The 19,976-nt window shown below is 51.5% G+C and carries 18 protein-coding genes; 8 read left to right on the top strand and 10 right to left on the bottom strand.

All coding sequences use genetic code 11. From position 1 onward, the window contains the following. Nucleotides 1-174: 174 nt before the first annotated feature. Together KDM87_RS01170 and KDM87_RS01165 are read right to left on the bottom strand one after the other, a co-directional pair. On the bottom strand, nucleotides 175-1,608 hold the full coding sequence (locus tag KDM87_RS01170; RefSeq protein ID WP_230407535.1) for a metallophosphoesterase family protein: 1,434 nt from the start codon (nucleotides 1,606-1,608) through the stop codon (nucleotides 175-177). A gap of 88 nt (nucleotides 1,609-1,696) precedes the next feature. Next, the gene (locus KDM87_RS01165) at nucleotides 1,697-2,875 is read right to left on the bottom strand and encodes a serine hydrolase domain-containing protein (RefSeq protein WP_212677402.1); all 1,179 of its coding nucleotides are present in this window, start codon (nucleotides 2,873-2,875) and stop codon (nucleotides 1,697-1,699) included. Nucleotides 2,876-2,980: 105 nt separating this feature from the next. Here KDM87_RS01165 and KDM87_RS01160 point away from each other — a divergent pair, with 105 nt between their 5' ends. The 5 genes from KDM87_RS01160 (at nucleotide 2,981) to KDM87_RS01140 (ending at nucleotide 9,288) form a co-directional block, all read left to right on the top strand. Continuing rightward, entirely contained in the window at nucleotides 2,981-4,249 is a 1,269-nt protein-coding gene (locus tag KDM87_RS01160; protein ID WP_212677401.1) for a glycerate kinase type-2 family protein, read from the top strand. 298 nt (nucleotides 4,250-4,547) lie between these two features. Then, nucleotides 4,548-6,095 carry an ABC transporter ATP-binding protein gene (locus KDM87_RS01155; RefSeq protein WP_329604892.1) on the top strand — a complete coding sequence of 516 codons (1,548 nt, stop codon included), beginning with the start codon at nucleotides 4,548-4,550 and terminating at the stop codon, nucleotides 6,093-6,095. Continuing rightward, entirely contained in the window at nucleotides 6,088-7,164 is a 1,077-nt protein-coding gene (locus KDM87_RS01150) for an ABC transporter permease (protein WP_212677400.1), read from the top strand. Before KDM87_RS01155 ends, KDM87_RS01150 begins: the two co-directional genes overlap by 8 nt. A 2-nt stretch (nucleotides 7,165-7,166) precedes the next feature. Further along, nucleotides 7,167-8,078: an ABC transporter permease gene (locus KDM87_RS01145; protein WP_212677399.1), complete on the top strand. Its 912-nt coding sequence runs from the start codon at nucleotides 7,167-7,169 to the stop codon at nucleotides 8,076-8,078. A gap of 70 nt (nucleotides 8,079-8,148) precedes the next feature. Next, nucleotides 8,149-9,288 carry a BMP family ABC transporter substrate-binding protein gene (locus KDM87_RS01140; protein WP_212677398.1) on the top strand — a complete coding sequence of 380 codons (1,140 nt, stop codon included), beginning with the start codon at nucleotides 8,149-8,151 and terminating at the stop codon, nucleotides 9,286-9,288. 77 nt (nucleotides 9,289-9,365) lie between these two features. Here KDM87_RS01140 and KDM87_RS01135 read toward each other — a convergent pair whose 3' ends face one another. The 3 genes from KDM87_RS01135 to KDM87_RS01125 all read right to left on the bottom strand — a co-directional run bounded on the left by KDM87_RS01135 (nucleotide 9,366) and on the right by KDM87_RS01125 (nucleotide 12,092). Continuing rightward, the gene (locus tag KDM87_RS01135) at nucleotides 9,366-10,292 is read right to left on the bottom strand and encodes a LysR family transcriptional regulator (RefSeq protein WP_212677397.1); all 927 of its coding nucleotides are present in this window, start codon (nucleotides 10,290-10,292) and stop codon (nucleotides 9,366-9,368) included. Beyond that, nucleotides 10,289-11,068, bottom strand: coding sequence for a class II glutamine amidotransferase (locus tag KDM87_RS01130; protein WP_212677396.1), 780 nt, complete (start codon nucleotides 11,066-11,068; stop codon nucleotides 10,289-10,291). The genes KDM87_RS01135 and KDM87_RS01130 overlap by 4 nt, the downstream gene beginning before the upstream one ends. A gap of 133 nt (nucleotides 11,069-11,201) precedes the next feature. Beyond that, the gene (locus tag KDM87_RS01125) at nucleotides 11,202-12,092 is read right to left on the bottom strand and encodes a LysR family transcriptional regulator (RefSeq protein WP_212677905.1); all 891 of its coding nucleotides are present in this window, start codon (nucleotides 12,090-12,092) and stop codon (nucleotides 11,202-11,204) included. Between the two features lie 120 nt (nucleotides 12,093-12,212). Between KDM87_RS01125 and KDM87_RS01120 the strand changes: the two genes are divergently transcribed. Together KDM87_RS01120 and KDM87_RS01115 are read left to right on the top strand one after the other, a co-directional pair. Beyond that, nucleotides 12,213-13,079: an MBL fold metallo-hydrolase gene (locus tag KDM87_RS01120; protein WP_212677395.1), complete on the top strand. Its 867-nt coding sequence runs from the start codon at nucleotides 12,213-12,215 to the stop codon at nucleotides 13,077-13,079. A 12-nt stretch (nucleotides 13,080-13,091) separates the two neighbouring features. Further along, nucleotides 13,092-13,730 (top strand): DsbA family protein, encoded by a 639-nt coding sequence (locus KDM87_RS01115; RefSeq protein WP_212677394.1) that lies wholly within the window; start codon nucleotides 13,092-13,094, stop codon nucleotides 13,728-13,730. Between the two features lie 123 nt (nucleotides 13,731-13,853). Here the strand turns inward: KDM87_RS01115 and mnmE are convergent, their stop codons facing one another. The 5 genes from mnmE to rpmH all read right to left on the bottom strand — a co-directional run bounded on the left by mnmE (nucleotide 13,854) and on the right by rpmH (nucleotide 18,050). Further along, nucleotides 13,854-15,260, bottom strand: a complete 1,407-nt coding sequence (gene mnmE / locus KDM87_RS01110; RefSeq protein WP_212677393.1) for a tRNA uridine-5-carboxymethylaminomethyl(34) synthesis GTPase MnmE — start codon at nucleotides 15,258-15,260, stop codon at nucleotides 13,854-13,856. Between the two features lie 154 nt (nucleotides 15,261-15,414). Continuing rightward, a complete protein-coding gene (yidC, locus tag KDM87_RS01105; protein ID WP_212677392.1) occupies nucleotides 15,415-17,157 on the bottom strand; it encodes a membrane protein insertase YidC in 1,743 nt (580 codons plus the stop codon). A gap of 9 nt (nucleotides 17,158-17,166) precedes the next feature. Further along, on the bottom strand, nucleotides 17,167-17,466 hold the full coding sequence (yidD, locus tag KDM87_RS01100; RefSeq protein ID WP_186896068.1) for a membrane protein insertion efficiency factor YidD: 300 nt from the start codon (nucleotides 17,464-17,466) through the stop codon (nucleotides 17,167-17,169). A 1-nt stretch (nucleotide 17,467) separates the two neighbouring features. Continuing rightward, entirely contained in the window at nucleotides 17,468-17,875 is a 408-nt protein-coding gene (gene rnpA, locus KDM87_RS01095; protein ID WP_186883995.1) for a ribonuclease P protein component, read from the bottom strand. A 40-nt stretch (nucleotides 17,876-17,915) separates the two neighbouring features. Continuing rightward, on the bottom strand, nucleotides 17,916-18,050 hold the full coding sequence (gene rpmH / locus KDM87_RS01090; protein ID WP_061535510.1) for a 50S ribosomal protein L34: 135 nt from the start codon (nucleotides 18,048-18,050) through the stop codon (nucleotides 17,916-17,918). Nucleotides 18,051-18,570: 520 nt separating this feature from the next. On the opposite strand from rpmH, the gene dnaA reads away from it, so the two are divergent. Further along, complete coding sequence (dnaA, locus tag KDM87_RS01085) at nucleotides 18,571-19,953, top strand: chromosomal replication initiator protein DnaA (RefSeq protein WP_212677391.1); 1,383 nt, start codon at nucleotides 18,571-18,573, stop codon at nucleotides 19,951-19,953. Nucleotides 19,954-19,976: the final 23 nt, after the last annotated feature.

The raw sequence follows: 19,976 nt of genomic DNA, 5'->3' as shown, positions 1-19,976 counted from the left end.
CTTGCCTTCCATTGAACTTGGTGGGTAGAAAACTCACAAGTCTAGGCAGGCGGTATGACATCAGGATGAATTTACCTGACAGTCCGATGACATGACAACAGAATGACGGCATCCGCGGGGTTTGTATCCCATCCTTTCAGGATACCATCTTGACTGAAACACGGAACGTGCGTGTTACGGAACAGATACGCACTGGGTCTTCTTGCCTTGAGTACGGCATTCGATCATTAGCTTACCGTTCTTATTCCATGCCTGCATTTTCCAGGATTGCAGCTCACGTTCCATCACCATGAAACCAACGTCGTTGGAATTACTGAAATGCGCAATTTCTGCTGCGGCATACGGCGTGGTTCCCGCTGGTAAAACCGCAGGCAGCGGCGAATCAAGTGAGGAACCGCCATTGCCTGAAACAAACTGCACCGGATGATCAGTGTTAAATGTCAGCGCCTCGAATAAATGGACATGGCCGGCCAGTGTCGCCTGCACTTTGGAAGGAAACAGGCGCGTCGGATTAATATCATTCATCACGCCCTGTAAGGCGGCATTTCCCGGCCAGATCGTTAATCCACCCTCTTTATTCCGTCCAGCACCCAGACCAAGAATAGGATGATGATTGATGAAAATATTAAAGTCGGCTGCATCAGACAACTGATTCACTATTTTGAATTGCTCCATGTAAACCTGATACGGCACATCATTTTTGCCTAGCGCTTTGTTCGGCACTTTCGACGAATCAAACACGATCAGTTGCGCCGCTTCTTGCCCGACACGGCCTAAGGGTACCGCGTAAGGCGAGCTGTAATCTCCGCTCGCATCATCGCGTTCGGCATTACAATCACGTCCGCTTTGCAGAGGGCGGGGATCAAGGAAGCGCCACCAGCCTTGTCCGGCACGGGTGCAGGTTTCATGGTTGCCGCGCACCATGACCCACGGTGCGACTTTCAATAATGCCTGTGCCGGGTCAAAAAAATCCGCTTTCCAGGTATCCCAGCCATAACCCCAAGGGCTGCCTGCACAGTCATTATTCCCTTCCGGACAGGCATTCTCGCGGTAATGATAATCACCGACATGAATCACCAGATCGGGCTTTGTTTTGGCGGCAGCTTCCACCATTGATCGGAAGGCCCATTTCTCGCTGTCGCTGCAAGACTGAAAATAGTGATCAGCCAGCTTCAGCCGACAACCAGTATCTCCGATCACGACAATTTTTTTTGCGACCGGCTGCGGCAATGGCAACTCGCGACCGCTAACGCTGGCAGACTTGGTGGCTGGCGATAATGTCGCCTCGCAAGTCAGCACTGGAAATGCGGATGGTTTAGAGTCATTCGCACTACTCGCGGTCTTGCGCTGTGAGATAGTCCCGGCGGGAGCCCGCGCAGTCATCATTTGCGCTTGACCATCTTGCATCAACACCGGGCAAACAGTATCCGTGGTCACCACACGTGCCACGGCTTGTCCCTGTTCACCAAGTACAGTCCACGCTTGTTGCAGGCCATCTTGTTGCGCAGACAGTTGGGGGGGCGTACTACAAGCGGATAAAGTCAACACCGTGGCGACCGGCAACAGCAGCACTGACGACATGACAGAACGAATTGAACAGGTAGTCATTTTTCCTCACACTATTTTTAATCTGGAGCCATGCTAAGCAATGGATGTGTCGGCAATATGAATTGCTTTTTCTGGGCGCAACAACTATTTATTTCACCCCGACTGCCTTATACGCGAGGCGTTTGAAATCAAATGAAAACGGATGCCAGAAGCTCATTAATCTTTGCGTCATCAGTATCCCTGCAATATTGTGGCGCGGGTTTATCCACCAATGAGTACCTGCAATACCACCCCATTCAAATTCACTTTCCGAACCGACCGGGTCGATGGATGATGGCAGCAAGGTCACCGCGCCACCGAATCCAAAACCCTTGCCCGGCACATCACCGACACCCGGAAAAGCTATGCCTGCGCCCGCTGGTAACTGATTCTGCATCATCAGATGCAGCGTTTCCGGCTTCAATAAATGATCGCCATCTGGCATAAAACTGCGCATCAGCGCCAGCATATCGTGCATGCTAGATACCAACCCACCGCCACCGGACAAACGCGGCACCGGTTTGGTAAATGCGCCGGGATACGGCGACTTATCCAGCCGGCGCAAACCGCGCTGCAACACATTCGCCGGATCGGCACCACCGTAATAAGCAGTCAGTCGATTCAGTTTATTTTCCGAAACATAGAAACTGGTGTCATCCATCCCCAGCGGATTGAGTATCCGCAAACGCAGGAACTGATCAAAATTTCTGCCACTAACGACCTCGACCACGCGCGACAACACGTCGGTGGCAATTGAATATTGCCAGGCTTCACCGGGGTGAAAACTCAGCGGCAATTCTTCCAGAATATCGATCATTTCCGCCAACGTCTCGAAAGCATTCAACACTTTGCGTTCGTTATAGGCTTTGTACATCAGGCTGCCATGATCGAGCAATCCGTAACTCAAACCAGACGTGTGATTCAGCAAATGACGGATAGTGATCGATGAACGTGCCGGTTCGGTATCGTCAAGGCTGCTCGCTCCGGCTCTCAACACGCGACGCTTGCCCAATTGCGGCAAATAATTTTCAAGCGGATCATCGAGAGCGATTTTGCCGTCCTCGATTAACAACATGATGGCCATTGATGTGATCAGCTTGGTATTCGAAAAAACCCGGAACAAATGATCACCGCGCAGAGGAATCTGGTTCTCGATGTCCGCCCAACCGGCATGGTGTTCGTGCACCAGATCACGCCCCACCAGCACTGCTGTTGATACCCCCGCCAGTATCTGACGGTCCACATATTGCTGCATTGTTGAATTTACTTCACCGAAATCGTAAGCCATATCGTTTATGATGATTTTTCTGTTTTATGTATTTTGTTCAGTGGCACTTGCGAGTGGTTATGCAAAGTGCTTTATCGTCGAACCGCCATCTTACTACTCAACACTATGCCTATCTCATCTCCACGCGAATTTCTGAATTCCCTGTATCAGGCAGCGGTCGATGCCGTCAGCGCAGAAAAATGTCTGCCTGCTTTTTTGCCGGAACCACCACGGCATGGCCGTACCATCGTGATCGGCGCAGGCAAAGGCGCGGCAGCGATGGCACACACGGTTGAGCAACACTGGAAAGGCGAATTATCAGGGCTGGTCGTGACGCGTTATGGTCACGGTGTCGCGTGCAAGAAAATTGAGGTCATCGAAGCGGCCCATCCTGTCCCTGATATCGCTGGACAGCAAGCAGCGGCGCGGATTTTAGACCTGGTGCAAGGGCTGACGAAAGATGATCTGGTGCTGTGCCTGATTTCCGGCGGAGGCTCTGCTTTACTCGCTCTTCCGGCCGAAGGCATCACGCTGGAGCAAAAACAAGCGATCAACAAAGCGCTGCTGAAAAGCGGTGCCGCCATCAGTGAAATGAATTGCGTGCGCAAACATCTGTCTGCCATCAAAGGCGGCAGACTGGGGTTGGCCTGTGCACCCGCAAGAGTGATCACTCTGATGATTTCGGATGTGCCCGGCGATGACGCCAGTATTATCGCCAGCGGCCCGACGCTACCGGATGACACGACCTGCGCCGACGCCCTCGCAATTTTGCAAAAATATGCGATTGCGATTCCTGACAATATCGCAGCGCATCTGCAGTCGAGGCATGGTGAAACGCCAAAATCCGGCGACCCGCGCTTTGCCCGCCACGAACACCACATCATCGCTACTGCCCAGCATGCGCTGGATGCTGCAGCGTATCAGGCCAGAACCATGGGTGTTGCTGCCCACATATTATCGGATGGCATTGAAGGCGAAGCGCGCGATATCGGCCTCATGCATGCAGCGCTGGCATTGCAGGTCGCCCGTAAAAGCCAGCCGTTCCCCAAACCTTGCGTCATTTTGTCCGGCGGCGAGACCACGGTAACGGTACGCGGCAATGGTCGCGGTGGCCGTAACGCAGAATTTTTACTGAGTCTGGCCGCGACGCTCAACGGTCATCCCGGCATTTACGCACTGGCCTGTGACACTGATGGTATTGATGGCTCGGAAGACAACGCCGGCGCCTACTATGAACCGGCATCTGCGCAGCGGGCAATAGCGCTCAATTTATCGCCAAAGCACATGCTGGAAAACAATGACGGCTATGGTTATTTTTCGGCGCTGGGCGATTTGATCGTCAGCGGGCCAACACGCACGAATGTCAATGATTTCAGAGTAATTTTGGTTTTGTGAATGGGGCAGTCGCATTTATAATGTCGGCCGAATACTCAACATGCGGTTTTCATGATAATTCCTGCACAACAAGCCTCTTAATCTGAGGGCATTGTTCTTGCTTAAAAAGAGTATTCATGAAGCATTCCTGATGTAGCAAATGGCGCAGAGGATGGTAAATCAATAACGACGTGCTATTGATGACAATACGACATCTGCTGGTCTCGTCATCCATCATTCGTGCAGGATTTATAAAAACTATGTCCATGTTCACCAGCGCCCCAACCGTTTTTTCCATAGAAAGGTCATTGTGACTTCTATCGCAGCACCGCTATCGTCGAGATTAGCACTGTCTGATATCTGTAAAAGCTATCCTTCGGTCGTCGCCAACGATCATATTAATCTCAGCGTTGCTCCCGGCGAAATCCATGCGGTACTGGGCGAGAACGGTGCAGGCAAATCAACACTGATGAAAATCATTTTCGGCGCTGTCAAACCAGACTCTGGCACGGTGCTGTGGAATGGTCAGGAAGTAAAAATAGCAACGCCGCAAGATGCACGTAAACTCGGCATCTCGATGGTGTTTCAGCATTTCTCCCTGTTTGATACGTTAACCGTGACAGAGAATATCGCGCTCGGGCTTGATGCCGCGACGGATATGGCGCAACTGGCAGAGCAAATCCGTCAGACTGGTGAAAATTACGGACTGGAGCTGGAACCACAACGGCATGTTCACACTTTATCGGTCGGTGAACGTCAGCGTGTGGAAATTGTGCGTGCCCTGCTGACACACCCGCAGTTATTGATTCTGGATGAACCAACTTCAGTGCTGACGCCGCAAGCGGTACAGAAATTATTTGTCACCCTGCGCAAAATTGCAGCAGAAGGTTGCAGCATTTTATATATCAGCCATAAGCTCGATGAAATCCGTGAACTGTGTCATTCGGCGACCGTCATGCGCATGGGCAAAGTCACCGGCCATTGCGATCCACGCGAGGAAACCGCAGCCAGCCTGTCGCGTATGATGATCGGTGACGCTGTCCTGCATCACCCGCATGATGCAAGTATACAAAAAGGACCGTTGCGACTGCAGATCGAGCGGCTCAGCCTGCCGAAAGCGCATGCATTTGCGACGGCATTAGAACAAATTGATCTGAGCTTGTTTGGTGGTGAAATCGTTGGTATCGCCGGGGTTTCCGGTAATGGTCAGCAGGAATTGCTGGCAGCCTTGTCCGGTGAAGACCGCCGCCCGGCGGCGCAGATGATACAACTCAAAGGCAAGGCTGTTGGCCGCTACGGCCCGGAAGCACGGCGCGAACTGGGACAAAGTCTGGTGCCGGAAGAACGCCTGGGACGTGGCGCAGTACCTGAGCTCAGCCTGACCGACAACATGCTGTTGTCGCAGCAAAAAGCGCCATTTGTACGCCACGGCATGATCAATTTTAAACATACTATACAAGCTGCCAGCGACATCATCGCCCGCTTTCGCGTGAAAACCTCAGGGCCTGCGGCAGCTGCACGCAGTTTATCCGGTGGGAATTTGCAGAAATTTATTGTCGGTCGCGAAATCATGCGTCACCCCGATGTGTTTATCGTGGCACAGCCCACGTGGGGTGTGGATGTCGGCGCTGCCGCTCAGATTCACGGAGAAATCCGTCAGCTGAAACAGGCAGGCTGCGCGGTACTGGTAATTTCCGAAGAATTAGATGAATTATTTGATTTGTGCGATCGCATGTATGTGATTGCCAAAGGGCGCTTGTCACCCTCAGTGGCAACGGCAGACGCCAGCAGAGAACAGATAGGATTATGGATGAGTGGTTTATGGGAAGATCCGGTGACAGCGATGCAAGAGGCCGGTCATGTTTAAACTGGAATTACGTCCGGCCTCATCACGGGTGATGGCTTATTTTTCACCAGTATTCGCCCTGTTGTTGACGGTCTTTTTTGGTGGTCTGCTGTTTCTCGCACTTGGTAAAAATCCGCTGACTGCGTTGCAGGTATTTTTGCTGGAACCTTTACGTAACGCTTCAACCATCGCCGATTTATTACTGAAAACTACGCCACTGGTGCTGTGCGCGCTTGGACTGTCGGTCTGCTACCGAGCAAATATCTGGAACATCGGTGCCGAGGGTCAGTTGATCGCTGGCGGCCTGGCCGCTGGCGCCACCATACTTTTTTTCGATCAGGGCACGCCTGGCATGTCGAATATTTCGGGCGGTCTGGTGTTGTTACTGGCAACGCTGGCGGGTATTGCCGGTGGCGCCGCATGGGCTTCAGTCACGGCTTTATTACGTGATCGTTTTAACGCCAATGAAATTCTGGTATCGCTGATGCTGACGTATATCGCCCAGTTATTGCTGATGTATGCCGTCAATGGCCCGCTGAAAGATCCGAATGGGATGAACTTTCCGCAATCAAAAGTTTTTTCCAGCGAATTTCTGTTACCGCATATCTTCCACGGCAGCCGGCTGCATATCGGCTTTCTGGTGATGCTGGCCGCCAGCGGTGGCATGGCGCTTTTTATCTATCGCAGTTTCGCCGGTTTTCGCTTGACCGTCGGCGGTCTGGCGCCGCTGGCTGCACGCTACGCAGGTTTTTCCAGTCGCAAAGCGTTATGGACTTCATTGTTGATTTCTGGCGGCTTCGCGGGCATGGCTGGCGCATTTGAAGTCGCGGGACCTATCGGTCAGGTGCTGCCGTCGATTTCGCCCGGATATGGCTTTGCCGCCATTATCGTTGCCTTTATCGGTCGCTTAAATCCTATCGGCACCATTTTCGGCGGACTGGTGCTGTCTCTGTTTTACCTTGGTGGCGAAATGGCGCAGTCGCGTCTCGGTCTGCCTTCGGCGATTACCGGCTTGTTTCAAGGCATGCTGTTATTCATGTTGCTGGCCTGTGACACCTTAATCAATTACCGCCTGCGCTGGAAGAAATAAGCATGGAAAATTTTGCTGCTCTGATTGCTGCGTCAATCAATTCTGGTACGCCGCTGTTGATCGCGGCCTTGGGTTTGCTGATCAATGAACGTGCAGGTGTGCTCAATCTTGGTGCCGAAGGCATGATGCTGGTCGCGGCGATTGTCGGCTTTGCGGTGGCTCATCAGACCAATGTTCCTGCTCTTGGTTTTGTCGCAGGAGCGCTCGCAGGAATGCTGATGTCCAGCCTGTTTGCATGGCTGACACTGGTACTGACCACCAATCAGGTGGCGACGGGTCTGGCATTATCGATTTTTGGTGCAGGACTATCGGCGTTTATCGGGCAATCTTTCGTCGGTCAATCCTTACCGGCAGGCGCGCATGGCATCCCGTTTTTATCGGAATTGCCGTTTCTGGGTAAGGCGTTCTTTGACCAACACTGGGTGGTGTATTTCAGCCTGTTGTTATGTGCCGGCATCATCTGGTTCTTATATCGCACCCGCGCCGGGCTGGTGTTGCGCGCGGTTGGTGAATCGCCGGAATCGGCTCATGCTCTCGGTTATCCCGTCAGAAAAATCCGCTATGGTGCGCTGTTATTCAGTGGTGCCTGCTGCGGTATCGCTGGTGCCTATCTGTCGGTCGTCTACACACCGATGTGGGTGGAAGGTCTGGTCGCTGGACGCGGCTGGATTGCCCTTGCACTGACCACATTCGCAACCTGGCGTCCGGCACGCGTCTTGCTGGGTTCCTTATTGTTTGGCAGTGTGACTATCCTGCAGTTTCATTTTCAGGCCATCGGTATCGCGATCCCTTCACAAATTTTATCGATGCTGCCGTATGCAGCCACGATACTTGTGTTGGTACTGATTTCGCGCAATCCGGACTGGATACGCCTGAATATGCCTGCATCGCTGGGAAAACCTTTCCGCCCATGAACCGGGCAGATGGATCACGCTGTACCGTTTTCTGAAAACCTTATTTTTTGTTCACCGAAGGAAGCTCATTATGATAATTTCCCGTAGAAAAACACTGGTGGCAGCAATGTCACTGGCCGTCTTTGGCCTTGCTGCTTGCGGTAAAAAAGAAGAAGCAAAACCTGAAGCCGCGCCAGCGAGCACGGTTGCCGCAACAGCAGCGGCTGAGCCTTTAAAAGTCGGCTTCATCTATGTTGGCCCGGTCGGCGACGCAGGCTGGACATATGCGCACGATGCAGCACGCAAACAGGTCGAAGCAAAATTCGGCGACAAAGTGAAAACCACGTTTGTCGAAAACGTACCGGAAAGTGCTGCTGACGCTGAACGCGTGATTCGCGATCTGGCGACTCAAGGTAACAAAGTGATTTTCGGCACCACTTTCGGTTACATGGAAGCGATGCTGAAAGTGGCGAAAGATTTTCCTGATGTAAAATTTGAACACGCAACGGGCTACAAAACCGCAGACAATCTGGCGCAATACGACGTCCGCACGTATGAAGGCGCTTATCTGGCGGGTATCGCTGCCGGTAAATTGAGTAAATCCGGCAAACTGGGCGTGGTCGCTTCTGTACCAATTCCAGAAGTGCTGCGTAACATCAACGCATTTACGCTCGGTGCACGTGCCGTGAATCCTAAAGCAACGACCAAGGTTGTGTGGGTTAACAAATGGTTTGATCCGGGCAAAGAACGCGAAGCAGCAACGACACTGGTTGGTCAGGGTGTTGATGTACTGATGCAAAACACGGATTCTGCAGCAGTTGTACAGACAGCCGAAGAAAAAGGCGTGGTGGCTTTCGGTTGGGATAGCGACATGACTAAATTCGGTCCGAAAGCGCATGCTGCAGCGTCGGTGATCGACTGGAGCGGCTACTACATCAAACGCGTTGGCGAAGCGATGGAAGGCAAATGGAAATCAGAAACCACCTGGTGGGGTCTGAAAGAAAACATGATAGACCTGAAAGCATTCAACGCGAATTTATCCGATGATGTGAAAAAACTCATCGCTGAAAAACGTCAGGGTGTAATTGATGGCACAGCGCCAATCTGGAAAGGTCCGATCAAAGACAACACAGGCAAAGAAGTGCTGGGTAAAGATGTCGTTGCTGACGACAAATTCCTGCATGAAATTAAATTCTATGTTGAAGGCGTGGATGGCAAAGTACCAGGCTGATCTGCTTCCGCTCACATAGTTAAAAAAAACGTCGCCCGGTAGCACACCAGGCGACGTTTTTTTATCTGTGCCCGGTCTCAGGCATAGACTTCGCCAGCGGCCTCGGCCACTATACGACGCAGCCATTGCACCTCAGTTGCCGCATGTACCCGCTCGTGCCATAACATGAAGAACTGCATCTTCGGCATCGCAATCGGCATCGCTAATATTTCTATCGGCCAGTCTTTCGCACACTGAACGGCAAAACTGCGACTGGTAGTGAAAATCAAATCCGTTTTCGACAAAATATACGGCACCATGCCGAAATACGGTATCGTCATCTGTATCTTACGTTTCAGCCCCTGTTCTGCTAGGGCGGTATCGATAATGCTGCGATGTCCCACCATGTAAGGCGTTGGTGCCAGATGTGCCATTTCGAGATAGTATTTCAGCGACAATCCTTTGCTGACCACAGGATGCTTGCGATTCACCATGCAAACGACATCGTCTTCAAACAACTGTGCAATATGCAAATGCGGTGGTAAATCCGGCCAGTTACCGATCACGCAATCCAGTTCGCCGCTTTCCAGCGCGGCGGCATAATCAAAACCGGCATTCAGTGCATGCACAACCAGAACCGCGTTGGGCGCGAGTTCCCGCACTTTTTCCATGACCAGAGGAATCAGTAAAACACTGAGGTAATCGGGCGCACCAAGATGAAATACCCGTGCGCTGGTCGCCGCGACAAATGCCGGTGGCGGGCTGGCGATACTTTCCAGCAAACTCAGCCCTCGCCCTGCCAGCACCAGTAACTCCTGCCCGCGTTCAGTCGGCGTCATGCCGTTTTTACCGCGGACCAGAATTGCGTCACCAGTGATATCGCGTAAGCGTTTCAGCATGTTACTGATGGCAGGTTGAGATTGCCCCAGCTTCATTGCAGTACGCGTGACGCTGCGTTCACTCAGCAAGGTATGCAGCACCCGCAGCAGATTCGCATCAAGCTGATCGACCGGACGCGCACTCATGCCGGTAACTCCGCCAGCACTTTGCCATCAACAAACACTTTCATTTCACCCGGAGCAAACTGGGTCCAGATTTCGTCGCTGGTCAGTGGTTCAGTAACGATCACCGCCACTCTGTCATCCGGTGTGGTGACTTCTGCAAAATCGACTGTCACCTGTTCATCAGATAAATTCGCGGTCGTGAACGGATACTGCCGGATGATGTAATGTAATTTGGTCGAACAGTGGGTGAATAAGGCCTCACCATTCGACAGCATCATATTGAATGTGCCGTAAGCGGCGATTTCGCTGACAATGCCGCGCAGAAAAGAAGTCAGCTCGGACAATGCAGGCAAGGTTCGCCCGAACCGCTGACGCATTTGCTGCAGAATGTAGCAAAAAGCGCGTTCGCTATCCGTCGTTCCTACCGGTAAAAAACTGCCGTCGAGTTCGGGCGCAAATGCTTTCAGGTCGCCATTATGGGCAAATACCCAGTAACGTCCCCAGCATTCACGTACAAACGGATGGCAGTTTTCCAGCATGACTTCACCTTGTGTCGCCTTACGGATATGCGCAATCACATTTTTTGACTGTATCGGTAAGCGCTTGATCAGATCAGCCACCGGTGAGCTGACTGCGGGCTGATGATCGACAAAATGACGTACGCCATTGCCCTCAAAAAAAGCGATACCCCAGCCATCTTTATGCTCATCGGTACGCCCGCCACGCGTTGCAAATCCCGTGAAACTGAACACGATGTCGGTCGGGGTATTGCAGTTCATTCCTAGTAATTGACACATGATGCAAACAGAAAAATTCGGTATCCGCACACCTTAACATAGGCGAACTTGTTTATGCCTTTCAGCTCGCGTTGTTCAGATGAAGAATTTTGTGTCAGGAAAGCCAGATAAGTACCTCAATCAATAAAACTGCCTACCATCGCACTTCTGCGAAACGCTCCGCCAGAAAATCAAGTAACGCCCTTACCGCTGGCGATAAATGTTTGCGCGACGGATATAACGCATAAATAGACATGTCGGGCAATTGCCATTCGGGCAGCACAACTTGCAGAGTTCCGTTTTCCAGATGCGGTTTCGCTAAATACACAGGTTGCAGGGCAATGCCGCCGCCAGCCTGTGCGGCGCGTAACAATGCGGTTGCTTCGTTGGCGCTGAAATAGCTGCTGATTCTGACAGACACCTGCTCTTTCCCACGACTGAGAGTCCACACACTTTTACCAAAATTGGCATAACTGAGGCCACGGTGAGCCGCCAGATCGGCTGGAGTCTGTGGTATACCGTGAACAAGAAGATACGCGGGAGACGCGACCAACACGGAAGAGCAAGGCGCCAGCACCCGCCCTATCAGGCTGGGGTCAGGTTCGGCGCTGATGCGGATCGCCAGATCGATGCGGGCATCGACCAGATTTAATGCTCCCTCGCTGATGTTCAGATCAATTTTGAGCTGCGGATAACGTTTCAAGAAATCCACAATCGCTGCCGCGATCTGCGCATAGGCAAATGACATGCTGCAAGTGATGCGCAACTGCCCCCGCAATTCGCCATCGTGGCTACCGGTTTCTTCTTCCATGTTTTCCATCAGCGCCATCATTTGCTCACTGCGCCGCAAGCAGTTTTCACCTGCATCGGTCAGCGTCACGCGTCGCGTCGTTCGTTGCAGCAGACGTGCGCCCAGCCATTGTTCAAGTTCACTGACATAGCGCGTGACCATCGCACGTGACATATCAAGCTTGTCAGCCGTCGCCGTAAAACTGCCACTCTTTGCCACCTCGGTAAATACTTGCATTGCAATCAGCCTATCCATCATTCGCTCACTTTATGAAACAGTTATGTGCACTTTATCGTATTTATCTGTACAAATACTGAAACTATAGTTACTACCTGTGCTGCCAGACAGCTTTTTTATACTCAACAGGAGTTCATCATGATCCGCACTTCCCTGATCGCCGCGTCTCTCGCCATCGCATTTACCTCCGCACAGGCGGCACAACCGCTGCAAGTGAAGGTATACAACGCTGATGGCAATAGTTTTAACGTTAATTCCACGCTGGTGTATGGCGAGAAAGACGCAATGGTCATCGACGCCGGATTCACCCGCGCAGATGCACTGCGTATTGCCGCCAATGTGCTCGACAGTGGAAAACAATTGACGACCATCTATGTCAGTCAGGCTGATCCTGATTACTACTTTGGTGTGGAAACATTGAAAGAAATCTTTCCGCAAGCGGATGTCGTAACGACCCCGGCTGTGCTGGAAAAACTGATGCCAAAACTGGCCGGTAAAGTCGCATTCTGGGGACCTAAAATGGGAGCAAATGCACCGCACAAGCCGGTGGTGCCGCGTGCGTTAGCTGGTAATACGCTGACGCTGGAAGGGCAGACGATTGAAATTCGTGGCACACAGGGCGTGCTCGCGCACCGCCCTTATACCTGGATTCCATCCATCAAAGCCATCGTTGGTAATATCGGTGTGTTTGGTCAGATGCACGTCTGGACGGCAGACACCCAAACCGCAGCAGAGCGTGCCGCCTGGGTCGCACAATTGGATGAAATGGCAGCGCTGAAACCTGAAATAGTCGTTCCCAGCCACATGCAATCAGGCACAAAATTCGATATCAGCAACATCACGTTCACAAAAGATTACCTGCAAACGTTTGAAAAAAAACTCGCTGTCAGCAACAACAGTGCAGAGTTGATCAATGCAATGAAGCAGGCCTACCCGCAGATCAGCGCTGGTAGTATGTCGCTGGACATCGGCGCTAAAGTCAACAAAGGCGAAATGAAGTGGTAAGGAGAACGCAGCATGAAAACGACGGTCACCTATTTGTTTGATCCTTTGTGCGGCTGGTGTTACGGTGCTGCGCCAATGATAGGAAAACTGAGCGGACACAGTGATATCACGCTGGTGCTGGCACCATCCGGCCTGTTTTCGGACAGCGGCGGGCGTGTGATGGATGCCGCATTTGCTGAATACGCATGGTCAAATGATCAGCGCATCGAAAAACTCACAGGACAACGTTTTACTCCGGAATACCGCTCGCACATTCTGGGTAAGCCAGGCGGCCGGTTCGATTCGGCAGCAACAACGATGGCGCTCAGTGCGGTTGCGATGAGCGCACCGGAAAGGGAACTCGACGCGCTCAGGCTGGTACAGGAAGCCCGTTATCTGTACGCTCAGGACACCTGCGATTGGTCGGTCGTGGCCACTGTTTTACGCAATAACAATTTCAATCGCGCGGCAGATAGTCTGGCATCTCCCGATGATGCCCTGCGCGACCGTCACCGGACGCGCATCCGTAACGCACAGGAAATGATGCACCGTTTCGGCGTGCAAGGAGTACCTGCGTTGATTATCAGCGATGAACAGGGAAGCCGTCTGCTCAGAAGTAATGCGCTCGACACCAGCTTTGATACCCTGCTCAGCGACATTGCGGCAGCGTGACAATGCCATTCCTATCATCACCATAAAAAAAGCTGACCGTTTGGTCAGCTTTTTTAACGTCGTATCAGCACAAATTGCCCCGACACAGTGATTACTGAGCCTCTTCCCTTAACGATTGCCGATCTACTTTCCTATACAAAAACGCGAGAAAATCACGCCGAGTAAATCGTCCGACGTGAATTCACCGGTAATGCTGTTGAGACGGTCTTGCGTCAGGCGTAGTTCTTCGGCAAATAAATCGAGTGACTGATCATTTTGCGCGGCGTATTCAGCTGCATTTTGCAGATGTTCGTTGGCTTGTTTCAACGCAATCAGATGCCGTTCACGAGCCAAATATAAAGATTCTCCGGTTTGCTGCCAGCCCGCGATACGCAATAACTCCTTGCGCAACAGATCGATGCCGACATGCTCGGAGGCGGACAGATAAATATGCGTCGCGTCTTCCATAGAATCAACGCTGGCATGATGACCGGAGAGATCGATTTTGTTCCAGACGCGAATCACCGGAACACCATCAGGAAAGCGGGCAACGATGGCTTCGTCAGCGCGCGTCGGGCCACGGCTGGCATCGAGTAAATGCAAAATCACATCGGCCTTTTCAACCTCGGCCCAGGTGCGCTCAATACCAATACGCTCAACGGTATCAATCGCATTCACGATGCCACCCGGCTCAGTATCGTCATGTTCATGACGTATGCCTGCGGTATCGATAATATTCAGCGGTATGCCTTCGATATGAATGGTTTCCGTCACTTTATCGCGTGTCGTACCGGCGATCGGTGTGACAATGGCCACATCATCACCCGCCAGCGAATTCAGTAAAGACGATTTACCGACATTGGGCTGACCAGCCAGCACCACATTCAAGCCCTGACGCAGTAAAGCGCCCTGTGCTGCCTGCTCGAACACTTTTTGTAACGCAGTCTGTATCTGCGATAGCTGACCCCGCGCATTCGACTTTTCGAGAAAATCGATTTCTTCCTCAGGAAAATCCAGTGTCGCTTCGACCAGCATACGCAGATGGACGACCTTCTCCACCAGAGCACAAATCACTTTAGAAAATGCGCCGGACAAAGATTGCGAAGCCGATTTTGCGGCAGCTTCGGTCGATGCTTCGATCAGATCGGAAACCGCCTCTGCCTGCGCCAGATCGAGTTTGTCATTCAAAAAAGCGCGTTGTGTGAATTCACCCGGCTCTGCCAAGCGCAGACCAGATTCTTTACCAGCTTCCAGACAGCGACTCAGTAACATTTGCATGACGACCGGGCCGCCATGACCTTGCAACTCAATCACGTCTTCGCCGGTATACGAATGCGGCGCTTTAAAATATAAGGCGATGCCCTGATCGATGACCGTGCCATCGGCTTGTGTGAAAGGCAGATAGGTTGCGTGACGGGGCTTTAACTGTGTGCTGCCAAACAGCGCTGTCATCACGGCAGCCAGATTTTTACCGGAAATCCGCACGACTCCGATGCCTCCGCGTCCGGGGGCAGTGGCAATGGCGGCGATGGGAATAGGATCGTAAGTCATGTTGAAATTCTATCTGTGCTTGCACTCATTAAGTGCAGAATTGTCTGAATAGCTGTGACTGAAATGCGACAGGCTGGCGGTACGTCTTGCCGCCTGAACATTGTTGCAGCGATAAAAAAAGCCCGCGCAACGCGGGCTTTTTTCTGGTGTGACGTTAAGCCTTGTGCTCAGGTGGAATCAATTTATTGTTGATCACCCATTGCTGACCTATCGACAGAATATTATTCACGACCCAGTACAGTACCAGACCGGATGGGAAGAAGAAGAACATGACGGAAAACGCTAACGGCATGAACATCATCATCTTCGCTTGCATAGGATCTGCCGGTGCCGGATTCAGCTTGGTTGTGATGTACATCGAGATCGCGTAAATCACCGGCAAAATGAACAGTGGATCAGGTGCGGTCAGATCAGTGATCCAGCCCATCCATGGCGCGCCACGCATTTCCACACTGGCTTGCAATACCCAGTACAGAGCCAGGAAAATCGGCATCTGAATCAGGATAGGAAAGCAGCCACCGAGCGGATTAATCTTCTCAGTTTTGTACAACTCCATCATTGCCTGATTCATTTTTTGCGGATCGTTTTTATAACGCTCGCGCACTGCCTGCATCTTCGGTGTGACGACTTTCATTTTCGCCATACTGCGATAGCCAGCTGCTGACAATGGGAACAAGGCCAGTTTGATGGCAATCGTGAAGGCAACGATAGTCCAGCCCCAGTTACCGATCAGACCGTGTATCAATTCCATCAGTCCAAACAATGGTTTAGCAATAATTGCCAGGATGCCGTAGTCTTTCACCAGCTCTAAACCTGGGGCAATTTTTTCCAATGTGGCCGTCGATTGCGGACCAGAATATAAAACGGCATCGCTAGATTTGCTTGCACCCGGAGCAATACTGCCCAACGGCAATACGGTGCTGACTGAGAAGACATTCTCTTTCACTTGTTCCGTGCGGAACTCACGCGCGCCCTTGTCTTGCGGTACAAATGCAGAAACAAAGAAATGCTGTATCACTGCAACCCAGCCGTTATCGGCTGATTTTGCATGGCTGTTGTTGCTGCTGCCAGCCAGTTCTTTTTCGGCTTTATGAATCTTTTCAAAATCCAGTTTCTGGAATTTTTCAGCATCGGTATAGACTGCCGGCGCATAAAATTCACTTGGGCCGGTGAACATAGAGCCGCCCTCTGGTTTCGTGCCGTCGTGAATTAACTGCAAGTACAGCGATGGTGTAATCGCCGCAGTGCTGTTGTTGCTGACCGTATGTTGCACGCCGACTGCGTAATCACCTTTTTTGAAGGTAAAGGTTTTAGTCAGTTTCACGCCATTCTGTTCTGACTCCAGCACCAATTGCACGCTGCTATCTGCATCCAGCGTACGCTTACCTGGTTTCGCAACAAACACAGATTTATGGTTAGGAAATGCACCGTTGATCAGGCCAGTCTGCGCCAGATAAATCCGCTTTTCACCTGCATCAAACAGAACAACATTTTTGTGATTTTCTGTTTTTTGTTTCAGACCAACGGCTTCCAGAAACGGTGTGTAGAAATGCTCGTGTTTGGCGTCTTCTTTGTATTTCAACAATTCCAGACGTCGAACCTCACCACCCAGCGTGTCGATATCGGCCTTCATCACGTCAGTCGTGATCGTGATGATCTCGCTCTTGACAGGAGCAACGGCAGGGTTTGCAGAAACCGGAGCGCCATTTGCACTGACTGCCGGTGCTGGTGCAGCCACAGCGGAGGCAGAAGCCGAGGCACTGGCATTTTTACTTTGCTGTGTGGTCGTGGAAGGAAAAAACATGGACGATTTGCCATTGTGGCGCATCCAGTTATCCCACAGGAGCAACAACGACATAGAGAAAATAACCCACAGGACGGTACGTTTGATATCCATTTGTGTATGTCAGGAAAGGTGTGAGGAATGACCAGTGTCGCCAGTATGATCGTGGCAACACTTGTCGGATGTGGGGACGGTCTTATTTTTTTCACCGGCAGGTGGAACATTATCCACGCCACCAGGATGCCAGGGATGACATTTGCACAAGCGTTTGCCTGCTAAATAACTACCCTTGACGGCACCATGCAGCTGAATCGCCTCTGCCGCATACTCGGAACAACTGGGGTAAAAACGACAATTCTGCCCCAGCATAGGACTGATTGCATACTTATAAAAGCGTAGCAACAGGAGCAGCAGTGTTTTCATGTCAGCCAGCCTTACAAGCAGGCGCAGCGAACAGACGCACGATTTCCGCCCGCAGCTCACGTTTGAGCTGGGCAGTTGTCGCAGGACCGTCTTTGCTGTTCACTGGTCTGGATAAGCGCACAATACAATCCACGTTTTGCAACGCTGAGCACCGGAAAATCTCGCGCGTGACGCGCTTAATCGTGTTGCGTGTCACCGCCCGTGGCGCAAAGCGCTTGGCAGCAACAACACCCAGACGAGCGTGCGGCAAATCATTGGTTCGGGCATACAGCACAAAATGCGGCGTTTTTTGTACGGGGCGCAAACGAAAAACGGATGAAAACTCATCCGTTTTAACGATGCGACGAACGCGGGCAAAATCTGCACCGCCTGCATCTGCCTGAACTGGGTCAGTTAAATGATTGATCATGCGATCTCAGCCAAAGCTGCCGCAGACCAACAATTTAAAATCAAGCTGCCAGGCGTTTACGGCCTTTGGCACGGCGTGCGTTCAGAACAGCGCGGCCACCGCGGGTTGCCATACGTGCGCGGAAACCGTGGGTGCGCTTGCGGCGAACGACGGAAGGTTGGTAAGTACGTTTCATGTTGGTCTCGCTATTTGAGCAATAAAAAAAATCGGAATTACGGGTAAAGGCTTGCGTTTAATTGACGTCAGGCTTTTCACCTTTACTGCCCCAAAACCGCTGCTCATGGCTTGTTGCATGTCGTAAAAACGATGCACCATCCAATAAAAGAGGGTAGGGAACCCTGAATTAGACACCATTTTTAGCTTACGTGTCAATCACTTAGCACAAATTTTAATCAAACCCCGTTTACGTCCGTGCCGGCACTGGGAAGAATAAATTTAATCGTAAGGCTGTGGATAACTCTTGCAGTCGCGGTTAAAATAGAGGATTAGCGCGGCACCGGTTTATGCCTTTAAGGCAACTTTTTTGATCTGACTCAGCTACAATGAGTTCAAAAAGGATAATAGAAACTGTTGCGAAATTCGTCTATGTTCAGTCAGCGACGCCCGCCGTTCCGGCTTCCGGATGGCAAACCAATTTCGCAATCGCTTCATAGATTCGGTACCGCGCATTTGCATTTAATAGATTAAAGTCATACATGGAAAATTTCTGGCAAGCCTGTTCGTCCCAACTTGAGCAAGAGCTTCCACCGCAACAATACAGCGCCTGGATCAAACCTCTCGTACCGCTCGACTTCGAAGAAGGCAAGCTGCGCATTGCTGCGCCCAACCGTTTTAAACTCGACTGGGTCAAAGCTCAGTTCGCTAACCGCATTTCAGAACTGGCCAATCAATATTGGGATGATGAAGTCGAAGTGCAGTTTGTACTCGACCCGCGTGGCGGTAAAAAACCAGCGGCACCAGCTCCTCGCAGCAGTGGCAGCGATGGTGATCAATCCACGGCGAATGTCGAAATTGTCCAGGAAGCAGTAGCTGCACCAGAAGCATCGCCACGACGCGACCTGAGCCGCATCAATGTCGAACTGACTTTTGACAGCTTTGTAACGGGTAAGGCGAATCAACTGGCACGTGCTGCAGCAATACAGGTGGCGAATAATCCTGGCGTATCTTACAACCCGCTGTTTTTGTATGGCGGCGTCGGACTCGGTAAAACGCACTTGATTCATGCCATCGGCAACCAGATTCTGGTGGACAACCCAAACGCGAAAATCCGCTACATCCACGCGGAGCAATATGTACGCGACGTTGTCACGGCTTATCAGCGCAAGGGTTTCGATGAATTCAAACGCTATTACCATTCGCTTGATCTGTTGCTGATCGATGATATTCAATTCTTTGGCGGTAAAAGCCGTACACAGGAAGAATTTTTCTATGCGTTCGAAGCGCTGATCGCTGCAAAAAAACAGATCATCATCACCAGTGATACTTATCCCAAAGAGATCACTGGTATGGATGACCGCCTGATTTCACGTTTTGATTCCGGCTTAACCGTCGCGATTGAACCGCCTGAACTCGAAATGCGGGTCGCAATTCTGCTCAAAAAAGCGCATTCCGAAGGTGTGCATTTTTCAGACGATGTCGCGTTTTTCGTTGCCAAGCATCTGCGCTCAAATGTGCGTGAGCTGGAAGGTGCACTGCGCAAGATTCTTGCTTACTCCCGCTTCCACGGCAAAGAAATCACGATTGATGTCGTGAAAGAGGCGCTGAAAGATTTATTGTCAGTACAAAACCGCCAGATTTCGGTAGAGAACATCCAGAAAACCGTGGCTGACTTTTTCAATATCAAAGTCGCCGATATGTATTCGAAAAAACGTCCGGCCAATATCGCCAGACCGCGCCAGATTGCGATGTATCTGGCAAAAGAACTGACGCAAAAGAGTTTGCCTGAGATTGGCGAATTATTTGGCGGACGCGATCACACCACGGTCTTGCATGCGGTACGCAAGATCACGGCTGATCGCGCGAAAAACCCTGAGTGCAACCACGAGCTGCATGTGTTGGAACAAACGCTCAAGGGCTGATCGCTGAAGCTTGAAAGTCTGGT

Source organism: Cognatundibacterium rivi, from assembly GCF_018139565.1.
Taxonomy (GTDB): Bacteria; Pseudomonadota; Gammaproteobacteria; order Burkholderiales; family Burkholderiaceae_D; genus Undibacterium; species Undibacterium rivi.
Note: the sequence above shows the minus strand (reverse complement) of the source record. Positions and strands in the feature narration are given on the sequence as shown.

Excerpts from the sequence above, each read along its gene's own strand:
- rpmH (WP_061535510.1), bottom strand. The coding sequence starts at position 18,050 with ATGAAACGTACTTACCAACCTTCCGTCGTTCGCCGCAAGCGCACCCAC.
- KDM87_RS01120 (WP_212677395.1), top strand. The coding sequence starts at position 12,213 with ATGATCCGCACTTCCCTGATCGCCGCGTCTCTCGCCATCGCATTTACC.
- dnaA (WP_212677391.1), top strand. The coding sequence starts at position 18,571 with ATGGAAAATTTCTGGCAAGCCTGTTCGTCCCAACTTGAGCAAGAGCTT.
- rnpA (WP_186883995.1), bottom strand. The coding sequence starts at position 17,875 with ATGATCAATCATTTAACTGACCCAGTTCAGGCAGATGCAGGCGGTGCA.
- yidC (WP_212677392.1), bottom strand. The coding sequence starts at position 17,157 with ATGGATATCAAACGTACCGTCCTGTGGGTTATTTTCTCTATGTCGTTG.
- KDM87_RS01130 (WP_212677396.1), bottom strand. The coding sequence starts at position 11,068 with ATGTGTCAATTACTAGGAATGAACTGCAATACCCCGACCGACATCGTG.
- KDM87_RS01135 (WP_212677397.1), bottom strand. The coding sequence starts at position 10,292 with ATGAGTGCGCGTCCGGTCGATCAGCTTGATGCGAATCTGCTGCGGGTG.
- yidD (WP_186896068.1), bottom strand. The coding sequence starts at position 17,466 with ATGAAAACACTGCTGCTCCTGTTGCTACGCTTTTATAAGTATGCAATC.
- KDM87_RS01140 (WP_212677398.1), top strand. The coding sequence starts at position 8,149 with ATGATAATTTCCCGTAGAAAAACACTGGTGGCAGCAATGTCACTGGCC.
- KDM87_RS01160 (WP_212677401.1), top strand. The coding sequence starts at position 2,981 with ATGCCTATCTCATCTCCACGCGAATTTCTGAATTCCCTGTATCAGGCA.
- KDM87_RS01165 (WP_212677402.1), bottom strand. The coding sequence starts at position 2,875 with ATGGCTTACGATTTCGGTGAAGTAAATTCAACAATGCAGCAATATGTG.
- KDM87_RS01170 (WP_230407535.1), bottom strand. The coding sequence starts at position 1,608 with ATGACTACCTGTTCAATTCGTTCTGTCATGTCGTCAGTGCTGCTGTTG.
- KDM87_RS01145 (WP_212677399.1), top strand. The coding sequence starts at position 7,167 with ATGGAAAATTTTGCTGCTCTGATTGCTGCGTCAATCAATTCTGGTACG.
- KDM87_RS01115 (WP_212677394.1), top strand. The coding sequence starts at position 13,092 with ATGAAAACGACGGTCACCTATTTGTTTGATCCTTTGTGCGGCTGGTGT.
- KDM87_RS01150 (WP_212677400.1), top strand. The coding sequence starts at position 6,088 with ATGTTTAAACTGGAATTACGTCCGGCCTCATCACGGGTGATGGCTTAT.
- KDM87_RS01125 (WP_212677905.1), bottom strand. The coding sequence starts at position 12,092 with ATGGATAGGCTGATTGCAATGCAAGTATTTACCGAGGTGGCAAAGAGT.
- mnmE (WP_212677393.1), bottom strand. The coding sequence starts at position 15,260 with ATGACTTACGATCCTATTCCCATCGCCGCCATTGCCACTGCCCCCGGA.